The 18,801-nt window shown below is 69.3% G+C and carries 16 protein-coding genes; 7 read left to right on the top strand and 9 right to left on the bottom strand.

Annotated elements, in window-relative coordinates; genetic code table 11:
* Positions 1–84 precede the first annotated feature (84 nt).
* From ABMA10_RS06045 to ABMA10_RS06030, 4 genes are all read right to left on the bottom strand, one after another.
* Positions 85–1,857, bottom strand: coding sequence for an ATP-binding protein (locus ABMA10_RS06045; protein ID WP_347867549.1), 1,773 nt, complete (start codon positions 1,855–1,857; stop codon positions 85–87).
* A gap of 82 nt (positions 1,858–1,939) precedes the next feature.
* Entirely contained in the window at positions 1,940–2,869 is a 930-nt protein-coding gene (locus tag ABMA10_RS06040) for a DUF817 domain-containing protein (protein WP_414693637.1), read from the bottom strand.
* A 304-nt stretch (positions 2,870–3,173) separates the two neighbouring features.
* A complete protein-coding gene (locus tag ABMA10_RS06035) occupies positions 3,174–4,379 on the bottom strand; it encodes a class I SAM-dependent methyltransferase (RefSeq protein ID WP_347867548.1) in 1,206 nt (401 codons plus the stop codon).
* 27 nt (positions 4,380–4,406) lie between these two features.
* Positions 4,407–4,793, bottom strand: a complete 387-nt coding sequence (locus ABMA10_RS06030; protein ID WP_347867547.1) for a RidA family protein — start codon at positions 4,791–4,793, stop codon at positions 4,407–4,409.
* 99 nt (positions 4,794–4,892) lie between these two features.
* Here ABMA10_RS06030 and ABMA10_RS06025 point away from each other — a divergent pair, with 99 nt between their 5' ends.
* From ABMA10_RS06025 to ABMA10_RS06000, 6 genes are all read left to right on the top strand, one after another.
* Positions 4,893–5,930 (top strand): LacI family DNA-binding transcriptional regulator, encoded by a 1,038-nt coding sequence (locus ABMA10_RS06025; protein ID WP_347867546.1) that lies wholly within the window; start codon positions 4,893–4,895, stop codon positions 5,928–5,930.
* Positions 5,931–6,230: 300 nt separating this feature from the next.
* Entirely contained in the window at positions 6,231–7,502 is a 1,272-nt protein-coding gene (locus tag ABMA10_RS06020) for an MFS transporter (protein ID WP_431031298.1), read from the top strand.
* Positions 7,503–7,579: 77 nt separating this feature from the next.
* Positions 7,580–8,638: a nitrilase-related carbon-nitrogen hydrolase gene (locus tag ABMA10_RS06015; RefSeq protein WP_347867544.1), complete on the top strand. Its 1,059-nt coding sequence runs from the start codon at positions 7,580–7,582 to the stop codon at positions 8,636–8,638.
* An 8-nt stretch (positions 8,639–8,646) separates the two neighbouring features.
* Positions 8,647–9,663, top strand: coding sequence for an agmatine deiminase family protein (locus tag ABMA10_RS06010; RefSeq protein ID WP_347867560.1), 1,017 nt, complete (start codon positions 8,647–8,649; stop codon positions 9,661–9,663).
* Between the two features lie 26 nt (positions 9,664–9,689).
* Positions 9,690–11,378: an amidohydrolase gene (locus ABMA10_RS06005; protein WP_347867543.1), complete on the top strand. Its 1,689-nt coding sequence runs from the start codon at positions 9,690–9,692 to the stop codon at positions 11,376–11,378.
* Between the two features lie 26 nt (positions 11,379–11,404).
* Entirely contained in the window at positions 11,405–12,826 is a 1,422-nt protein-coding gene (locus tag ABMA10_RS06000; RefSeq protein WP_347867542.1) for an APC family permease, read from the top strand.
* A 29-nt stretch (positions 12,827–12,855) separates the two neighbouring features.
* Here the strand turns inward: ABMA10_RS06000 and ABMA10_RS05995 are convergent, their stop codons facing one another.
* The gene (locus tag ABMA10_RS05995) at positions 12,856–13,545 is read right to left on the bottom strand and encodes a hypothetical protein (protein ID WP_347867541.1); all 690 of its coding nucleotides are present in this window, start codon (positions 13,543–13,545) and stop codon (positions 12,856–12,858) included.
* Positions 13,546–13,646: 101 nt separating this feature from the next.
* On the opposite strand from ABMA10_RS05995, the gene ABMA10_RS05990 reads away from it, so the two are divergent.
* Positions 13,647–14,477 (top strand): VOC family protein, encoded by an 831-nt coding sequence (locus ABMA10_RS05990; protein WP_347867540.1) that lies wholly within the window; start codon positions 13,647–13,649, stop codon positions 14,475–14,477.
* A gap of 112 nt (positions 14,478–14,589) precedes the next feature.
* Here ABMA10_RS05990 and ABMA10_RS05985 read toward each other — a convergent pair whose 3' ends face one another.
* The 4 genes from ABMA10_RS05985 to dnaK are packed head-to-tail and all read right to left on the bottom strand — an operon-like array spanning position 14,590 to position 18,541.
* The gene (locus ABMA10_RS05985; protein WP_347867539.1) at positions 14,590–15,003 is read right to left on the bottom strand and encodes a heat shock protein transcriptional repressor HspR; all 414 of its coding nucleotides are present in this window, start codon (positions 15,001–15,003) and stop codon (positions 14,590–14,592) included.
* Between the two features lie 24 nt (positions 15,004–15,027).
* Positions 15,028–16,029 carry a DnaJ C-terminal domain-containing protein gene (locus ABMA10_RS05980; protein ID WP_347867538.1) on the bottom strand — a complete coding sequence of 334 codons (1,002 nt, stop codon included), beginning with the start codon at positions 16,027–16,029 and terminating at the stop codon, positions 15,028–15,030.
* A 2-nt stretch (positions 16,030–16,031) separates the two neighbouring features.
* The gene (locus tag ABMA10_RS05975) at positions 16,032–16,676 is read right to left on the bottom strand and encodes a nucleotide exchange factor GrpE (protein ID WP_347867537.1); all 645 of its coding nucleotides are present in this window, start codon (positions 16,674–16,676) and stop codon (positions 16,032–16,034) included.
* 2 nt (positions 16,677–16,678) lie between these two features.
* Entirely contained in the window at positions 16,679–18,541 is a 1,863-nt protein-coding gene (gene dnaK, locus ABMA10_RS05970; protein WP_347867536.1) for a molecular chaperone DnaK, read from the bottom strand.
* Positions 18,542–18,801 lie beyond the last annotated feature (260 nt).

Below are 18,801 nucleotides of genomic sequence, written 5' to 3'. Positions count from 1 at the left end.
AGCCTCCCACGCCTCGCCTGCGAGTGTGCCCGCCGTTCCGGGATGTCCGGCTTCTCCGTTCCGGACGAGGTGCAGCGCCCTGCGTCAGGGGGTGGAACGAGGCTGGCGGAGCGGCAGCGTGACGGTGAAGGTGGAGCCGCGGCCCGGTCTGCTCGCGACGGCGATGCGGCCCCGGTGCGCCTCGACGATCGACTTCACGATCGACAGGCCGAGCCCGACACCCTGCACGGCTTCGTCGCGGACCTCACGTGCCCGGAAGAAACGGTCGAAGAGCTGGCGTTGGTCGTCCGCCGAGATGCCGATGCCGGTGTCGGCCACGCTCAGCGTGCACGAGGTGTCGTCGACCGCCATCGACAGGACGACCCGCCCGCCGCTCGGCGTGTACTTCACGGCGTTCGACAGGAGGTTGTCGACGACCTGACGCAGGCGGCCCGCATCTCCGTCCATCTCCGCATGCCCGGGCAGATCCGTCCGGATCGCGACGCCCGCCGTCGCCGCGCGAGGGAGGATCGCAGCGGCGCTCTCCCGTGCGACCGTGGCGACGTCGGTCCGGCCGATCCGCACCCGCATCTCCGCATCGCCCGCGGCGAGCAGGTCGCCGATGATCGCGTACAGCTGCTCCGCGTTGCGTTGGATGGTCGCGACCTCACGATCGAGTCCGAGCGCCGGGAGATCGTGGCCCTCGCTCAAGAGGTCGAGGTAGCCGATGATCGACGTGAGCGGTGTGCGGAGCTCGTGCGAGACGGCGACGAGGAACTCCTCCCGCACGGCGACGGCGTTCGCCAGGTCGGTGACGTCGTGCCCGACGGTCATCGTGCCGATGAACGTCCCATCCTCGGTGTGCACTTGGCGGGCGTTGCCGATGAGTGCGCGCTGATTCCCCGGTTCGCCGATCCAGTACAGCTGACCCCGGAAGCTCTCGCCGCGGAGCGCCCGGTTGATGACCTGCTCCGACGCGGAGAGCCGGGTCCGACGATCGGGGCCGTAGACGTGGATGCCCGACTTGGTCGCACGGTCGTACCCGGCGAGCTCCGCCTGCTCGAACGTCGCACGGTTCCGGAGCGCGACCGTGCCGTCCGGGCGGAAGAAGGCGACGGCGGCGTCGACCGATTCCGCGACGGTCGTCGCGACCGCGGCGGCCTCCGTCGCCGCAGCCAGCGCGATCCCGGCACGGACCTCGTGCGCCCGCAACTGTCGAGCCGCGAGATGCACGGTGACGGAGATGACGAGGACGAGCGCCGGGATCAGGAGGATCCCGCCCCAGCCACCGGGCGTCGTCGGCCAGGCGCCGGCCCGGGCGACCGGGATGAGGGAGATGAAGACCGTGCCGAACACCGCGACCGGCACCGCGGAAGCACCGAAACCACCGGCGAGCCACAGGACGGGGACCACGATGAGGAGGCCGGAGGTCGGCAGGTTGGGAATGGTGTCACGGAAGAAGGAGACCGCGAGGATGTCGATGGTCGGGACGAGCACGAGGAGCCCGCGGAGTGCCCCGGAACCCGGCAGCGCGTACATGAGCGAGGTGGCGGCGGCGGTGAGCGCGAGGCCGATGAGGAAGGCGGGGCTCGCGAGTGTCCACGTGTCGGTCAGACCGATGTAGACGCCGAGGAGCACGATTGTCGCGATGAACGCGAACTGCGCACCGGAGAAGATGTGCACCGAACGGGCGACCGCCGTGGCCTCCGCCGGCACGGTGATGCCGACCGTCTCCTGGGTCGGTGTCGGCCCGGGCATGGCCGTCCGGCGACGCTCCTGCTGCTGCGGAGAGACCGGCAGCTGGCCCGCCCCGACACCGGAGGGCACCGTCGAAGCGGCTCGGCCGGCACCCGGGTCCTGGGTCTGTCGGTCTGACATGCGTGCTCCTGCTCGGGACGAACGCACTGCTCGATAGCGACGTTCACTCCCGAACTGTACCCGCTGTGCGGGGCAACACCGATCAGACGGTGACTGTCGACACGGTCGGGATCGGGTCCGGTCGACGCGGCGGATACACCCAGGTGACCATGACCACGGAGATCATCATCAGCAGGAACCACGACACGAGCTTCGTGAGCGGCACCAGCTGCCAGCCGTCCTCCTGGTTCGGGTAGAGCCACGCACCGGTGACCGTGCCGATGTTCTCCGCGATCCAGATGAAGAACGCGACGAGCAGGAAGGAGAGCAGCACGGGCATCCGGTGCGTCCCGCGGAAGACGCGGAAGTGCATCATCGTGCGCGCGAACACCACGAGGACAGCAGCGAGGAGGATCCACCGGAGGTCGACGATGAAGTGCTGGCTGAAGAAGTTGACGTAGATCCCCGCCGCGATGAGCGTCGTCAGCCAGACGCGCGGATAGCGGTCGAAACGGAGGTCGAACAGGCGGTACACCCGCACCATGTACGACCCGACCGCCGCGTACATGAACCCCGTGTAGAGCGGCACCGCGCCGACGTGCAGCACTCCACCGCCGTCGTACTCCCAGGAGCCGACGCCGGTCTTGAACAGCTCCATGCCCGTGCCGACGATGTGGAAGAGCACGATGACCCACAGCTCGCGGCCCGTCTCGAGCTTCGTCGCGATCATCACGACCTGGATGACGATCGCGGCGACGACGAGGGCGTCGTTGCGAGCGAGCCAGAGGTCGTCCGGGTACCAGAGTCGCGCGGCCACGATGACGATGAGCATCGCCGCACCGAAGATGCACGCCCACGCCTGCTTCGCGCCGAAGACGAGGAACTCGACGAGCTTCGCCCGCACCCCACCGGCCGGGGCGTCTCGCAGGAGCCGGTTGGCACGCGTGTCGATCCAGCGTTCGACCGGTGTCAGACCGTGCAGCCGCCCGTCGCGAGCGCCTCGGTCTGGCAGCTCGGGTGTCAGGGACGGCATCGAGTCAGCATACGCGAGCCCCTCCGGTGAGCTCCCCGCGCACAACTCCTGCTGCCTGCCGCTCACACGGCGTTCTGGCCGGAGGAACCGCGAGCAGGCAACCGGCCGAACCGGGCTGAGCAGGAGTTGTGCGCGGACAGCTCCGAAGCGGTCACCGCAGGCACAGAAGACGCCGCTCCGCCTCCGTCCGCGCACAACTCCTGCTCTCCGTAGCATCCCGGCGGCTCTGCACCCGCCCAAGCCGGGTCTGGTGGCACTGCGCTGAGAAGGGCAGGAGTTGTGCGCGGACGGAGGCGCGCTCCGGCTACCGACGCGAAAGGGTGACCGTGAACTTCTGGTTGCGGCCGAGTTGCTCGGTCGTGCCGACGATGCGTTCGAGCGCCTGGCGGTAGCCGAGGTGGGAGTTCCACACGACGGCGAGGGTCCCACCCGGCCGCAGCACACGCTGGGCATCGGCGAAGAGGTCGAGGGCGACACCCGTGTGCACCGTCGTACCGATGTGGAACGGCGGGTTGAGGACGATGAGGTCTGCCGAGGCGTCGGGCTGCGTCGTCAGACCGTCGTCGCGGACGACCGTGATGCGCTCGGTGAGGCGTCGGTCCTCGTCGTCGTTCGCGGCGATGGTCGCGATGGTCGAGGTGACGGCGGCGGCCGACTGGTCGGTGGCGATGACGCGCAGCTCCGGCCGCTCGATCGCCAGCGAGACGGCGAGGACGCCGGTGCCGCAGCCGAGGTCGATCGCCGTCTCAGCTTGCGGCGCGATGCCGGGAAGGAGTTCGAGGAGGAAACGGGTGCCGACGTCGAGCTTCGTGCCGGCGAAGACTGAGCCCGCCGCAGCGATGGTGAGACCGATGTCATCGTGGTGCTCGCTGCGGAGCTGCAGCGCACCGGCCGAGACCGGCGCGCTCGAGTCGGCGCCCTCCCCCTCGGCCTCGGTATCGGCCGCGTCGGTCGGGACTGCGATCGGTTCGCTCGCCCGGAGGACGCGGGACTTCTGTCGGGCGAGGCTCGCGGTGACGGTGCCGAAGCTCCGCTGCAACACCTCCGTCATGGAGGGGGTCAGGTGCTTCACGCGACCGCCGGCGAGGACGAGCACCTCGGGCGCACCCCAGCGGGCCGCGGCAGCCGCGATCCCCGCGAGCGCGTCGAGGTGCTTCGGCAGCTGCACGAGGACGAGCGTCGCGCCCGCGAACAGGTCTTCACCGAGGGGCAGGTTGCGGTAAGTGCGGACGAGGCCGAGCGCCTCCGCGTTGGCGGCCAGCGCGTGTTCACCGACCAACGCGTCCTGGTGAACGCGCACATCCGTCGCCCCGAGCAGCGAGACGGCACCGAGGGTGAGCGCCCCGTGGGTGTCGCCGACGATCACGATGCTTCCGGGTACCGGCGTCTCGCCGCCGAGCGACTCGGCCGCTTCATCGAGCAGCAGCCGATCGGTCGCGTCGGCGGCGAAGAGGTTCGGGGCCTCGTGGTCTGGGTGGCGACGCAGCGCGTCGAACGAGAACTCGGGCATCTCCCCAGCGTAACCGCCCGCTGAAAGCTACTCGGGGACGGCGGCGACCGCGTCGATCTCGACGAGCGCACCCGGGCGCGCTGGAGCGACGGCGATCACCGTCACCGCTGTCCTGCGGCCGCCCCAAACGGTCGCGGTGGCTGCGTAGCCGTCGGTCGGATCGATGCCCGGGGCGAGGTAGATGGTGAGCTTCGCGACGTGCTCGGGCCCTGACCCGGCCTCCGCGAGCACGGTCAGCACGTTGCGGAGCGCCTGTTCGGTCTGCGGGCCGAGTCCGTCGAGCAGCTTCCCCTCGGCATCCACGCCGTTCTGCCCGCCGATGTAGAGCGTTCGCCCTGCCGGCAGGATCATCCCCTGTGCGAACGCCGGACTCCGGTACATCCCTACCGGATCGACACTGATCACGTCATCCATCCCCCAATGATGCTCGCGAACGGTCGCTGCGGCTAGTGGCAGGTGCGACCGTGCATCGGTGACAGCTCGCGGGATGACCGGGGCGGGTAACCTGTGCAGATGAGCGAGCGGGTGGCGGCGACACTGAAGGACGTCGCCGCATTGGCGGGAGTGTCCACGGCCGCTGCATCGTTCGCACTGCGCGGACGACCGGGTGTCTCGGAAGCGACGCGCGAGCGGGTGGCCGCGGCTGCCGCAGAACTGCACTACTCGACCAACATCGCGGCTCGGAACCTCCGCACCCAGGCGACCGCCGCGATCGGGCTCTACTTACCGGGCCACGTGACCAGCTCCGCCTATTACATGGACGTCGCCTTCGGTGTGGCGGCTGCTGCCCACGAACGCGACCTCGCCGTCGTCCTGCTCCCCAACACCCCGGACGCACGCGCGGCAGCGGCGCACGTCGACGGCTTCATCGTGGTCGACGTCGCCGACGACGACCCCGGGGCGATCGCCATCCTCGCGGGACGACGGCCGGTCGTGAGCGGTGAGCACGTGGCGGCGACCATGGCGCGCCCCGCCGGCAGCGTCGTCTCCGACCACGACAGCGCGATGACCGCACTGCTCGACCACCTGCGATCCTCGGGCGCACGACACGTCGCGATCCTCGCACCACCACTCGACACCGCCTGGGGTCGCGAGATCCGGCAGGCGTTCGAGCGGTGGTCCGTAGCGGACGGCACCGAAGCGCTGCTGGCCGAGGTGCCGTTCGCGACGGAGGTCGAGGCCGTCGCCGCCGCGTGCACCGATCTCCTCCTCGGCCACCCGGGCATCGACGCGATCATCGCCGTGCCGGACGGTTCCGCCTCCTGCGTCCTCCCTGCCGCGAAGGCGATCGGACGGATCGTCGGCGAGGATCTCCTCGTCGCGGCCTACGTCGACAGTGCCGGGAACCGCCTGCTCGACCCGCCCGTCACGGCGTTCGACCTGCGCCCACGCGCGTTCGGCGAGGCGTGCGCGGAACTCCTCGCGTCGATCCTCGACGGCACAGGACCCACCGCAGGATCCCCCGAGGCGACCGAGGTCGCCGACATCGAACTGGTGATCCGCCGCTCCTCCGTCCCCGCCGCGTTCGTTCGCCCATTTTCGGGCGACTGAAGCGTCATTCGCCCGAAGATGGGCGAACGAACGCGGCGAGATTCCTTCTTGTGTTGCTTAATCGATTAATGTAACCTGCTGGAAAGTCAGCGTTGATCTTCCCGAAACACCCCGTTCCTACACTTGAGCATGCACCGACGGCCCCGTAAACGGGCACCGTCCACCACCTCACGAGGCGATCCCTCCGAGGCACCGGCGCCATCGCTTCACCGCTCCGCCGTCCTGCACCTCCGCCGCGCACAGCCCGCGGCTCATCGTCGAGCCGCCCGCCCCGCGACCACCTCGAAAGGTCGTACCCGCATGTCTGCACCCGCGCTCCCCGCGCAGTCGAACCGCCTCCCACTCACCCCCAAGCGCACACTCGCCACCTTCTCCATCGGTGTCGTCGGATTCATGAGCGCCAACCTCGTGCCCTACATGATGGCGGCGCTCGAGCAGTCGCTCGGCATCGACACCGGCGCCTCTGGCACCGTCCTGACGGCATGCCTGCTGGCCACCGCCATCTCCTGCCTGCTCGTCACCCGCCTCGCGGAGGGTGAGCGTCGCACCACCGTCGCCCGTGTCGGCCTGCTCATCGCAGCACTCGGCTTCGGCACGGCGGCATTCGCACCCGCGATCCTCTGGCTCACGATCGGCGCCGTCGTCCTCGGCGGCATCGGAGCGGGCGGAGCGGTCGCCGCAGGTGGCGCCGCGCTCGCGGCATTCCGCAACCCGAACCGGGTCGCAGGGATCAACGGCCTCACCAACCGCGCGTTCGTCAGCATCGTCCTTGCCGCCATCCCCCTCATCGGCATCGGGATGCAGAGCACATTCGGCCTCCTCGCAGCGCTCGCGGTCCTCGTCTTCCTCATCGCCGGGTGGCTGCCCTCGGCGCCCCTCGTCGAAATCGAGACGCAGGCGGTCCAGACCACCGTCGCCACGAAGCCCGTCGACGCCGCCAAGCAACGCCGGATCACGATCGCCGGCTTCGCCCTCCTCACGATGTTCGCCGTCTGGGCTGTCAGCGAGGACTCGCTGTGGGCCATGGGGATCAAGATCGGCACCCAGCAGGCGCAGCTCACCCCAGAGCAGGCCGGCCTCGCACTGAGCGCCTCCACGGCGGTGGGACTCGTCGCCGCGACCATCCTCGCGGTCGTCGGCGCCCGCGGCGGACGCGCACTCCCGCTGGCATTCCTCCTCGCCCTCGGAGGCGCCCTCAAGCTCTCCGCCTGCCTGGCCACGGACCCGACCGTCTTCCTCTGGTCGTTCATCGCCTGGAACACCGTCTACACGGTGGCATTCCTGTACTTCATCGCGACGGCGACAGCCCTCGACGCGGGTGGACGCTGGTCCGGACCCGTGCTCGGTGTCTATCTCATCGGTTCGAGCTTCGCGCCGCTCGTCGGCGCCTGGCTCGCCCAGCTCCTCGGTGTCGGCGGTCTCGGCATCGTGCTCGCCGTGATCAGTTGGGGCCTCATCGTCCCGCTCGTCCTCGTCGCCAGACTCTCCAGCCGAGTCGAGCGCGACGAGACCGCCGCGCAACTCGCGAAGCCGCGCGGTGACCTCAACACCATCGAGGCAGGCGCGATCTGACCGCGACGCCGAACCCGTCCGACCAAGGCACCGCAGCACCACCCAGCACCGTCCATCACGATCCGGAAGAATCCATCATGAGCACCTTCACCCTGCACACCTCAGACGGCGTCCCCGCCTCGCCCGCCCGCGTCGAGGCCGGCGAGCGCACGCCGCTCCGAATCGGTGTCGTGCAGCATGCCTGGCACCCACACCACGAGACGCTCGTCGCGCAGCTGGACGAGGCGATCGGCCTGGCGGCGGAGGCCGGAGCGCGCATCGTCTTCCTCCCGGAACTCACCCTCAGTCGATACCCCGCCGACGGACTCCCGACCGGTCGCGCGGACGTCATCGCCGAGCCCCTGCTGGACGGACCGACCGTGCAATTCGCACGGGCGGCCGCTGCACGGTACGGCGTCCTCGTCCACGCCTCGCTGTACGAGTCGACCGGTGACGCCGACGGGCGCGGTCTCAACACCGCGGTGATCGTCGACCCGGACGGGTCGGTCGTCGCACGGACGAGCAAACTCCACATCCCGGTCACCGCCGGATACTACGAGGACCGCTACTTCCGTGCGGCGCCCGCTGCCGGCCGCGAGGCGATCGCCGGAGACGTCGCGACCGATCCGTACCCGGTGTACGCACCGCAGGCGCTCGGCGGCGCCCGTCTCGGCCTGCCGACCTGCTGGGACGAGTGGTTCCCCGAGGTCGCCCGCGCCTACGCCCTCGGCGGAGCGGACCTCGTCGTCTACCCCACCGCGATCGGCTCCGAACCCGACCACCCGGGTTTCGACACCAGGCCGTTGTGGCAGCACGTGATCGTCGGCAACGGCATCGCCAACGGGCTCTTCATGGTCGCCCCGAACCGCATCGGCTCCGAGACGCGCCCTGACGGCACGCCGGGCAACACCTTCTACGGCTCCTCCTTCATCAGCGACCCTTACGGACGCATCCTCGCGCAGGCCGGCCGCGACGAACAGGCTGTGCTCGTGGCCGACCTCGAGCTCGAGCAGCGACAGGACTGGCTCACGCTGTTCCCGTTCCTCCGCACCCGGCGCCCCGACACCTACGCCGCACTCGTCGCCCCCACGGGCGACGACCCGGTCGCTTCGCCCGCGGTGTCGCCCGCCATGACCGGAGCGGCGGTTTCCGCGTGAGCTGGACGATGCCCGCGGAGTGGGCTCCGCACGAACGCACCTGGATGGCGTGGCCCACGAGCGGCTACACCGTCGGCGACACCGAGGCGGAGGCCGAGGAGGCCCGTCAGACCTGGGCGGCCGTCGCGAACGCGATCGTCGCCTTCGAGCCGGTGACGATGGTCGTCGACCCCCGCGACATCGACGTCGCGCCGCGCTATCTCGCAGCGGAGGTCGAGACACTCGTCGCGCCTCTGAACGACGCATGGATGCGCGACATCGGCCCGACCTTCGTCGTCGGCGACGGCCCGGACGGTCCGCGGCTCGGCGCGGTCGACTGGGTGTTTAACGGTTGGGGTGCGCAGGATTGGGCCAGCTGGGACCTCGACCGCCACATCGGACGGATCGTCGCCGAGGCCTCCGGAGCGGAACGCATCCCCTCGGAGCTCGTCAACGAGGGCGGCGGCATCCATGTCGACGGGACCGGTACCGTCCTCGCGACGACGACGGTACAGCTCGATCCCGGCCGCAACCCTGGCCTCTCCCCTGCCGACGTCGAGGCCGAGTTCGCCCGCACGCTCGGGACGACACGAACGGTCTGGCTGCCTCGTGGCCTGACCCGGGACTCCCAGCGATTCGGTACGCGCGGACACGTCGACATCGTCGCGGCCTTCACCGAGAGCGGCGCACTCCTCGTCCATGAGCAGCCGGACGAGAGCCACCCGGACGCCGAGGTCGGCCGCGAGGTCGTCGCCGCCCTCGAGCAGCAGGGGCATGCCGACGGCACCCCGTTCGAGATCGTCCGTGTGCCGGCCCCCACCGTGCTCCGGGACGAGGAGGGCTGGGTCGACTACAGCTACATCAACCACCTCGTCGTGAACGGCGGTGTCATCGCCTGCTCCTTCGGGGACGGACGCGACGAGTCGGCGGCACAGATCCTTGCCGACGCCTACCCGGGGCGCACCGTCGTCCAGGTCGACGCCCGCCCACTGTTCGCCCGGGGCGGCGGCATCCACTGCATCACCCAGCAGCAGCCGGCGCTCTGACGCCTGGCCGGACGGAAGGACACACCATGACCGAGCAGCTCCTCACCGAGACCAGCTCCAGCACGACGGGCACCACCACCGTGTTCAGCGGCGGACGCATCTTCACCGCGGCACCCGGGACAGACGGCGCGACGGCGTGGGCCGAGGCGATCGCCCTGCGCGACGGACGCATCCTCGCGGTCGGGACCGATGCCGAGGTCCGTGGCTCGGTCCAGGGCGACGGCGCCGACATCGAGTCCATCGACCTCGACGGTGCCCTCGTGCTCCCTGGTTTCGTCGACGCGCACACGCACCTCCTCATGTTCGGCGGGTCGCTGCAGCAGGTCGACCTCGTCGCCGCCGGTTCGCTCGACGGCATCCTCCAGCGCCTGCAGGCGGGCCGCGACGCCGATCCGCGCGCCCCACGACTGCTCGGTCGGAGTTGGCTGTTCGATGCCGTCCCGGACCGGACACCCACGCGGCAGCAGCTCGACGAGCGCTTCCCCGACGTGCCCGTGTACCTCACGGCGAACGACGTGCACTCCGTCTGGCTGAACACGGCGGCGCTCGCAGAGCTCGGCATCACCGACGACACCCCGGACCCGCACGGCGGCCGCATCCAGCGAGACGCCTCAGGTGCGGCGACGGGCATGCTCTACGAGACGGCCGCGACAGCGTACGCCTGGACCTTCCTCGCGAACGCGAAGACAGACACCGACCGCGATGACGCGCTCACGGCCGCGTTCGCCGCCTACCTCGAAGCCGGCGTGACCAGCGTCGTCGACATGATGATGGACGAGCTCGGCTGGGCGGCTCTCCAACGCTTCCGGGCGGCGAACGGCGGTGCTCTGCCGATCCGCGTCCGAGCGCACTGGTTCGTCGGGCGGAGCGGCACGGAGGCCGACGACGTCGCCCAGGTGGCCGAAGCCGCCCGGATCGCCCGTGACGAGGCAAGCGACGACCTCGCGGTCATCGGCATCAAGATCGTCGCGGACGGCGTCATCGACGCCTGTACCGCGGCGATGCGGGCACCGTACGCGAACGGCACGAACGGTGATCCGATCTGGTCGCTCGACGCCCTCACCCCGGTCGTCGTCGCAGCCGATGCGGCGGGGCTCCAGGTCGCCATCCACGCCATCGGGGATGCAGCGTCCGACATCGCCCTCGATGCGATCGAACGAGCGATCGCGACGGGCGGCGACATCCCGCGGCGACACCGGATCGAGCACCTCGAGACGGTCGCGGCCGAGAACGTGGACCGGCTCGCGCGACTCGGCGTCACCGCGTCGATGCAGCCGGTGCACGCCGACCCTGCGATCCAGGAGAACTGGCGTGCGATGCTCGGCGACGACCGTGCGGACCGCGGCTTCCCCTGGCAGGAGTTCGTCGATGCCGGCGCGCTGCTCGCCTTCGGGACGGATGCCCCGACGGCACCGCACGCAGCGCTCGCGAACCTCTTCATCGCCGTGACCCGGCGTTCGGCCCTCGACCCGTCGCTGCCCGCGATCCGGCCCGAGGACGCCGTGCGCCTCGCCGGGGCGATCGGCCACGCGAGCCGTGACGCCGCGACCTCCTGCGGTCTCGGCGAACGCGCCGGACGACTCGCGGAGGGGTTCGACGCCGACCTCGTCGTCCTCGACACGGACCCGTTCACCGAGGGCGAGGAGTCGCTGCTCGGCGCCCGCGTCGTCCGTACGGTCCGCGGCGGCACCACCGTCCACCACCTCCACGTCTGAACAACCACCGGAACAGGACCCAGCTCATGACCCAGGCACCATCGCGCGCCCAGCAGGCGCGCACCGTCCGGACGCCACTCGCAGCGCCGACCGAACCGGCGGTCCCGGCGGTCCCGGCGGCCTCAGGCTCCTTCAAGCGCGTCCTCGGCGTCCCGTCGCTCGTGCTCCTCGGCCTCGTCTACATGGTGCCGCTGACGGTCTTCACGACCTATGGGATCGTCACCGAGATCACGGGAGGACGGCAGTCGGCCGCGTACCTGCTGACGCTCGCCGTCATGCTCTTCACGGCGCGCTCCTACGGCAAGATGGCGCGCGCCTACCCGTCGGCGGGATCGGCCTACGCCTACAGCACGGCGTCGTTCGGCCCGGTCGCCGGCTTCCTGACCGGCTGGTCCCTCATGCTCGACTACCTGCTGCTCCCGATGATCAACTACCTCATCGTGGGCATCTACCTCAATGCGGCGCTGCCGATGATCCCCGCATGGGTGTTTGTGCTCGCGTCGATCGTGCTCGTCTCCGGTCTGAACCTCGCCGGCATCACAACGATCGCGCGCACCAACTGGATCATCGTCGTGCTGCAGGGCGTCTTCATCGTGGTCTTCGCCGTGCTCGCCGCCTCGGTGGTGAACCGCCAGGGCCCGGTCGACCTGGCGGCACCGTTCACCGGCGCGACAGACGCGTCCGCCGACACGCTCGGTCTCGCGCCGCTCATGTCGGGTGCGGCGATCCTGTGCCTGTCGTTCCTCGGCTTCGACGCCGTCTCGACCTTCGCTGAAGAGGCGAAGGACGCATCCCGGACGGTGCCACGGGCGATCATGCTGACGACGATCATCGCCGGCGTCATGTTCGTCGGCGTCTCGATGATCGGTCAGCTCGTGATGCCGGTCGCCTCGTTCGCCGACCCGGATGCCGCCGCGTTCGACATCGTGCTGCGCACCGGCGGGCAGTTCCTCAGCGTGTTCTTCGTTGCGGCCTCCGTCGCGGGTTCGCTCGGTTCCGCACTCACGTCGCAGGCCTCGGTCTCACGGATCCTGTACTCGATGGGGCGCGACGGTGTCCTGCCGCGCTCCGTGTTCGGACGGTTGTCGGTGCGGCGGAACGTGCCGGTGGGCGGTGTGCTCGTCACCTCGGTGGTCGCGCTGCTCGCACTCGTCCTGAGCCTCGCGACGGTGTCGTCGCTGATCAGCTTCGGCGCACTCGTCGCCTTCTCGATCGTGAACCTCACCGTCATCAAGCGCTACTGGTTCCGCAGCGGCGCCCGCGGCCTGCGCCACACCTGCAGCACGCTCATCCTGCCGGCGGTCGGTTTCCTGGCCACCGTCTGGCTGTGGACGAGTCTGTCCGCCGAAGCCCTCGTCGTCGGCGTCGCCTGGGCCGTCATCGGCGTCGGCGCGCTGGCGGTCGTCACCCGGGGGTTCCGCCGCCCGGTCCCCACGCTCGACGCCTGAGCCTCGGGATCGCGAACCGTCGTGAAGGGTTAGCGTGTGGCGGTGGACACGCGTCTTCCACGGCCGCGCACCGTCTTCGGCGGACGGACCGGCTTCACCGCTCGGAGGACGGCGGGGAAGATGAGCGCACCGAGCCCTGCGGAGATGAACAGGTTGACGACCGTCGCGATCGCCATGTTCCGCCCGAAGGCCTGGATCGTCTCGAGGGTTCCGTCGTCACCGATGTTGTCGGAGGCGAACGTACTCAGCACCATGATGAGGGTGACGACGGCGAAGATCAGTTGGAGCGGCAGGGTCGCCCAGATCCCCCAGTGCGTCACGGCACCGACCCGCAGCACGCCGTGCCCGCGCAGGATCCGGCGGCTGAGGGAGATCCCACCGATGAAGGCCGCCACACCGACGGCGACATACCCCCACACCCAGACGCCGAAGGGCGGAGTCGTGAACAGCAGGATGAACCCGAAGGCGCGCCCGAAGCCGTCGACCCATTCCGCTTCGCCGGCTCCGAAGAGCACACCGAACAGGATCGGAGCCCCGATGACGATGAGCGCGACGAGCGGCAGCACGCCCGCGACGATGCCGAAGTAGATGAGCGGGTACGCGAAGGCCCCTGCTCGCCGCGCCCCGCGTCGGCGTCGCGCCGTCGCGGGGGCCGTCTCGGTCGGCGGCGGCCCAGGGGGCATCGTGACTGCCCGTGTCGACTCGGTCCCGGCGCTCATGCCCCAACCCTACGCGGCGTGTGTGTCCGATTCTGATGCGGCATCGGCCAGCGAGCAGAATGTGACTGTCGGATGTCGGCGGCCAAGGGTAGCGTTCCGGCATGAGCGAACCACGAACGTACCCCTCGGGAGTGACCTCCTGGATCGACCTCGAGTCGTCCGAGCTCGACGCCGCCATGTCCTTCTACGGCGCGCTGTTCGGCTGGACGTTCGAGCAGGCGACTCCACCGACGGCGCCGCTGCGCTACGTCATCGCGAAGCTCGACGGCTCAGACGTCGCGGGCTTCGGCGAGACGGCTCCCGGCGGAGCGCCATCCGCCTGGAACACCTACGTCGCCGTTGACGACATCGAAGCCGCGTGTGCCGCGGTCGAGCTGGCGGGCGGCACGGTCGTCGACCCCCCGACACCGGCGGGCGAGGGCGGTCTCGGAGCCGTCTGCCAGGATCCCGAGGGCGTCGGATTCCGGCTCTGGCAGGCGAAGCGTCGGCTCGGTGCGCAAGCCGTCAACGTGCCTGGTGGCTGGAACTTCAGCAACCTCCATACGGCCGATCAGGCTGGCTCACAGGAGTTCTACGGGCGGGTGTTCCCGTGGCGGTTCACCGACATGGGTTTCGCGACGGTCATCCAGGTGCCAGGGTATGGCGAACATCTCGCGGCGACGAGCGACCCCGACATCTTCCAGCGACAGGCAGACGTCGCGCCAGAGGGGTTCGTCGACGTCATCGGCGACATCGGCGAGGCCGGCGACGACACCCCGCGTTGGGAGGTCGTGTTCGCGATCGCCGACCGCGATCAGACCAGCGACCTTGCGCGCTCCTTGGGTGCCGAGGTCCTCGGCACGAGCGACAACCGCTGGACGAAGGACGTCACGCTCAGCGACCCCCAGGGGGCGGTCTTCACCGCGAGCCAGTTCGCTCCCTCCGATCGCTGACGGACGACAGCGCACCCTGGCCTCCGAGATGACGTCGGTGTCGAGAACGACAACGGCCGCCGTCCCGGAGGACGACAGCCGTTGAGGTGATACGGAGTTCGGGGTCAGCAGCTCAACTGCCGGACGGGCGCCAGACGACGATCTCGGTCCGACGGCGGGAGCGGGTACCGCTCCGCATCGGCACGACACTGCCCTCCATGCCGGCCGCGAACACCCGGTTGCCGGGAGACCGCAGCAGGGCGTCGGCGAGCGCATGCTCGAGCTCGCGCACCCGACCCTGGAGCGAGGTGACCTCGTTCTCCAGGGAGAGGATGCGTGAGATGCCCTCGAGGCTGACGCCTTCGGCACTGAGTCTCGCGACCTCGCGGAGCTGGGCGATGTCGCGCATCGAGTACCTGCGCGACTTCCCTGCAGTGCGAGTCGGGGACACGAGTCCGAGGCGATCGTACTGACGGAGGGTCTGCGGGTGCAGGCCGGCGAGTTCGGCCGCCATGGCGATGGCGAAGACCGGAGACCGCTCGTCCATGCTCCCTACCCTTCCGACTGCCTGTTAGCCCTTCGCGCGAGCGAGGAGCTCGTCGCGGGGGTTGTCCTTCGGCTCCAACTCGTGGAACCGTTCGAGCGCCTCCTTGGCCTCACCACCGAGGTGTGCCGGGACGACGATCTGGACGACGGCGAGGAGATCGCCGGTGCCCTTCGTCGTCGCGACACCACGGCCCTTGACGCGCAGGACACGACCGCTCGGCGTACCCGGGGCCACCCGGAGCTTGACGGGGTCGCCGCCGAGCGTCGGAACCTCGATCGTCGCGCCAAGCGCGGCCTCCACGAAGGTGACCGGCACGGTGACGCGCAGGTTCAGGCCGTCGCGTTCGAACACGGGATGCTTGCGGACACTCACGGTGACCACGATATCGCCGGGCTCACCACCGTCAGGACTCGCCTGCCCCTTGCCACGCAGTCGGATCTTCTGGCCGTCGGACACACCCGCCGGGATCTTCACCTTGATGGTGCGCCCCTCGGAGGTTTGCAGGGAGATGGTGTCGCCCTTGGTCGCCGTGATGAAGTCGATCGTGGTGTGCGCGGTGATGTCGCGACCCGGCGTCGGTCCGCCGTAGCCCCGGTAGCCGCCCGAGGTCTGGCCGAAACCGCCCTGGCCGAACATGCCGCCGAGGAGGTCCTCGTAGCCCTGAGGCGCCTGCTGGTAGCTGTAGCTCTGGTTGCGGCCTCCGCCGCCACCTCCACCGAACATGGTGCCGAAGACGTCCTCGAAGCCACCCTGGCCGCCACCCGCGCCCGGGGCGGTGAAGCGCGCTCCACCGCCCATGGCGCGCACGGCGTCGTACTCCTTGCGCTGCTCGGGGTCACCGAGGACCGAGTGGGCCTCGCTGATCTCCTTGAACTTCGCCTCGGCTTTCGCATCGCCCGGGTTGGAATCCGGGTGATACTGCCGCGCGAGCTTCCGGTACGTCTTCTTGAGTTCCGCCGGCGTCACGTCCTTCTTGACGCCGAGGACCTTGTAGAAGTCCTTGTCGAACCAGTCCTGACTCGCCATGGCTAGCTCGCCGGGACCGCGACGACCACCTTCGCGGCGCGCAACAGAGTGGAGCCGAGTGTGTAGCCGGTCTCCACGACGTCGAGGACGGTCTCGCCCTCGGCATCCGGGGTCGGCTGCTGGAAGACGGCCTCGTGCACGTTCGGGTCGAAGGTCTCGCCGATCGTGCCGAAGGGCTTCAACCCGAGCTTCTCGGCGGCACCGCGGAGCTTGGCGGCGATCTGCGTGAACGGCGCGTCACCCTCGAGGTCTCCGTGCTTCTGAGCGCGGTCGAGGTCGTCGAGTACCGGCAGGAGGACCTTGGCGACCTCGCCGGTGGTGCGCTCGCGCTCCACCTCGCGGCCTGCCTCGGTGCGCTTGCGGTAGTTGGCGTACTCGGCGGTGACGCGCTGCAGGTCGCCGAGGCGTTCTGCAGCGAGCTGCTCGGCCGGCGAGAAGTCGCCCTGGATGGGCTCGTCGGGAGCTGCGTTGAGGATGTCCTCGACGGTGAGCTCGTCGTCGGCGGAGGCTGCGGAGGTTGCGTCAGCAGCTGCGCCCGAGGGGCCGGCCGCGTCTGCGGTCGCCCCCTCGGTGCCAGGCTGACGAACCTCGCCGGTCTCCGGATCGATGGGATCTTCCGGGTTCTGGTTCTGGTTCTCGTCAGTCATGGTTACTTCTTGTCCTTGTCCTTGTCGTCTTCGTCCTCGACGACCTCGGCATCCACGACGTCCTCATCGGAGGTCGCTTCCTCGGCCGGGGCCTCGGGAGCTGACTCGGCAGCCTGCGCCTGAGCGTAGATGGCCTCGCCCAGCTTGACCTGGCTCTCGTTGAGCTTGTCGAACGCGGTCTTCACTGCGTCCTCGTCCTCGCCGGCGAGCGCGCTCTTCAGGGCGTCGACATCAGCCTGGACGTCGGTCTTGACGTCCTCGGGCAGCTTGTCGTCGTTCTCCTTGATGAGCTTGTCGATCGAGTAGGCGAGCTGCTCCGCGTTGTTGCGGACCTCGGCCTGCTCGCGGCGGGCCTTGTCGTCTGCAGCGTGCTCCTCGGCCTCGCGGACCATGCGCTCGATGTCTTCCTTCCCGAGCGAGGAACCACCCGTGATCGTCATCGACTGCTCCTTGCCGGTGCCCTTGTCCTTGGCGGACACGTGCACGATGCCGTTGGCGTCGATGTCGAAGGTGACCTCGACCTGCGGCACGCCGCGCGGAGCCGGAGCGATGCCGGTCAGCTCGAAGGTGCCGAGGTTCTTGTTGTCGCGGGTGAACTCGCGCTCGCCCTGGAAGACCTGGATCGCGACGGACGGCTGGTTGTCGTCTGCCGTGGTGAAGGTCTCGCTGCGCTTGGTCGGGATGGCGGTGTTGCGCTCGATGAGCTTCGTCATGATGCCGCCCTTGGTCTCGATGCCGAGCGAGAGCGGGGTCACGTCGATGAGGAGGACGTCCTTGCGCTCGCCCTTCAGCACACCGGCCTGGAGGGCTGCGCCGACGGCGACGACCTCGTCAGGGTTGACGCCCTTGTTGGGCTCCTGACCGCCCGTGAGCTTCTTGACGAGCTCGGCGACGGCCGGCATACGCGTCGATCCACCGACGAGCACGACGTGGGCGATGTCGCCGACCTTCACGCCTGCTTCGGCGATGACGTCGTTGAACGGCTTACGAGTGCGCTCGAGGAGGTCGTTGGTGAGCTCTTCGAACTTCGCGCGGCTGAGGGTCTCGTCCAGGTTCGCCGGGCCGTTCTCCGTGAGGGAGAGGTACGGGAGCTGGATGGACGTCGACATCGAGGAGCTGAGCTCCTTCTTGGCCTGCTCGGCAGCTTCCTTGAGGCGCTGCTTCGCGATCTTGTCGCCGGAGACGTCGACACCGGTCGAGTCCTTGAAGCGCTTGATCAGGTAGTCGACGACGCGCTGGTCCCAGTCGTCTCCACCGAGGCGGTTGTCACCGGATGTGGAGCGCACCTGGATGGTGGAGAAGTCGTCGTCCTTGCCCACTTCGAGCAGCGAGACGTCGAAGGTACCGCCACCGAGGTCGAAGACGAGGATGAGCTCGTCCTCCTTGCCGCGGTCGAGGCCGTACGCGAGTGCTGCAGCGGTGGGCTCGTTGATGATGCGGAGCACGTTGAGGCCTGCGACCTCGCCGGCCTCCTTCGTGGCCTGACGCTCGGCGTCGTTGAAGTACGCGGGGACGGTGATGACCGCGTCGGTCACGGTGTCGCCCAGGTACTGCTCGGCGTCGCGCTTGAGCTTTGCGAGGATGCGGGCCGACAGCTCCTGCGGGGTGTACTTCTTGTCGTCGACGGTGAACTTCCAGTCGGTGCCCATGTGGCGCTTGACGCTCGCGATGGTGCGGTCGACGTTGGTGACGGCCTGGCGCTTCGCGGTCTCGCCGACGAGCACCTCGCCGTCCTTGGTGAATGCGACCACCGAGGGGGTAGTGCGGAAGCCTTCTGCGTTGGCGATGACGGTGGGTTCTCCACCCTCGAGGACTGCGACCACCGAGTTGGTGGTTCCGAGGTCGATGCCTACTGCACGTGCCATGTGTGGGTTCTCCTTGTGTTGACTGCCGGTTCAGAGCTCGTCGACCCGGTCGGCTTGCGACAGTCCCAGGTGCGGGGTCGTGCCGTTTCCGGCCGACTCGACGAGCTCGGCACCGAGCGGGTTCAATGGGTGTTCCTGATGCTTCATCAAGACTTGAGCCTCGATGACTCAATGCTACCGAAGCGGATTTCGATCGTCAAGAAAGTTGAGCCTGCCCGGCTCAACTCTCAGCGGATGGCCAGTTTCTCCGCGCAGCTCAT

The sequence above is a fragment of the Plantibacter sp. RU18 genome (assembly GCF_050613355.1).
GTDB lineage: Bacteria > Actinomycetota > Actinomycetes > Actinomycetales > Microbacteriaceae > Plantibacter.
This window is presented reverse-complemented; position numbering and strand designations above follow the sequence as displayed.

Coding starts and splice junctions, on each gene's coding strand:
- ABMA10_RS06045 (WP_347867549.1), bottom strand. CDS start 1,857: ATGTCAGACCGACAGACCCAGGACCCGGGTGCCGGCCGAGCCGCTTCG.
- ABMA10_RS06040 (WP_414693637.1), bottom strand. CDS start 2,869: ATGCCGTCCCTGACACCCGAGCTGCCAGACCGAGGCGCTCGCGACGGG.
- ABMA10_RS06035 (WP_347867548.1), bottom strand. CDS start 4,379: ATGCCCGAGTTCTCGTTCGACGCGCTGCGTCGCCACCCAGACCACGAG.
- ABMA10_RS06030 (WP_347867547.1), bottom strand. CDS start 4,793: ATGGATGACGTGATCAGTGTCGATCCGGTAGGGATGTACCGGAGTCCG.
- ABMA10_RS06025 (WP_347867546.1), top strand. CDS start 4,893: ATGAGCGAGCGGGTGGCGGCGACACTGAAGGACGTCGCCGCATTGGCG.
- ABMA10_RS06020 (WP_431031298.1), top strand. CDS start 6,231: ATGTCTGCACCCGCGCTCCCCGCGCAGTCGAACCGCCTCCCACTCACC.
- ABMA10_RS06015 (WP_347867544.1), top strand. CDS start 7,580: ATGAGCACCTTCACCCTGCACACCTCAGACGGCGTCCCCGCCTCGCCC.
- ABMA10_RS06010 (WP_347867560.1), top strand. CDS start 8,647: ATGCCCGCGGAGTGGGCTCCGCACGAACGCACCTGGATGGCGTGGCCC.
- ABMA10_RS06005 (WP_347867543.1), top strand. CDS start 9,690: ATGACCGAGCAGCTCCTCACCGAGACCAGCTCCAGCACGACGGGCACC.
- ABMA10_RS06000 (WP_347867542.1), top strand. CDS start 11,405: ATGACCCAGGCACCATCGCGCGCCCAGCAGGCGCGCACCGTCCGGACG.
- ABMA10_RS05995 (WP_347867541.1), bottom strand. CDS start 13,545: ATGAGCGCCGGGACCGAGTCGACACGGGCAGTCACGATGCCCCCTGGG.
- ABMA10_RS05990 (WP_347867540.1), top strand. CDS start 13,647: ATGAGCGAACCACGAACGTACCCCTCGGGAGTGACCTCCTGGATCGAC.
- ABMA10_RS05985 (WP_347867539.1), bottom strand. CDS start 15,003: ATGGACGAGCGGTCTCCGGTCTTCGCCATCGCCATGGCGGCCGAACTC.
- ABMA10_RS05980 (WP_347867538.1), bottom strand. CDS start 16,029: ATGGCGAGTCAGGACTGGTTCGACAAGGACTTCTACAAGGTCCTCGGC.
- ABMA10_RS05975 (WP_347867537.1), bottom strand. CDS start 16,676: ATGACTGACGAGAACCAGAACCAGAACCCGGAAGATCCCATCGATCCG.
- dnaK (WP_347867536.1), bottom strand. CDS start 18,541: ATGGCACGTGCAGTAGGCATCGACCTCGGAACCACCAACTCGGTGGTC.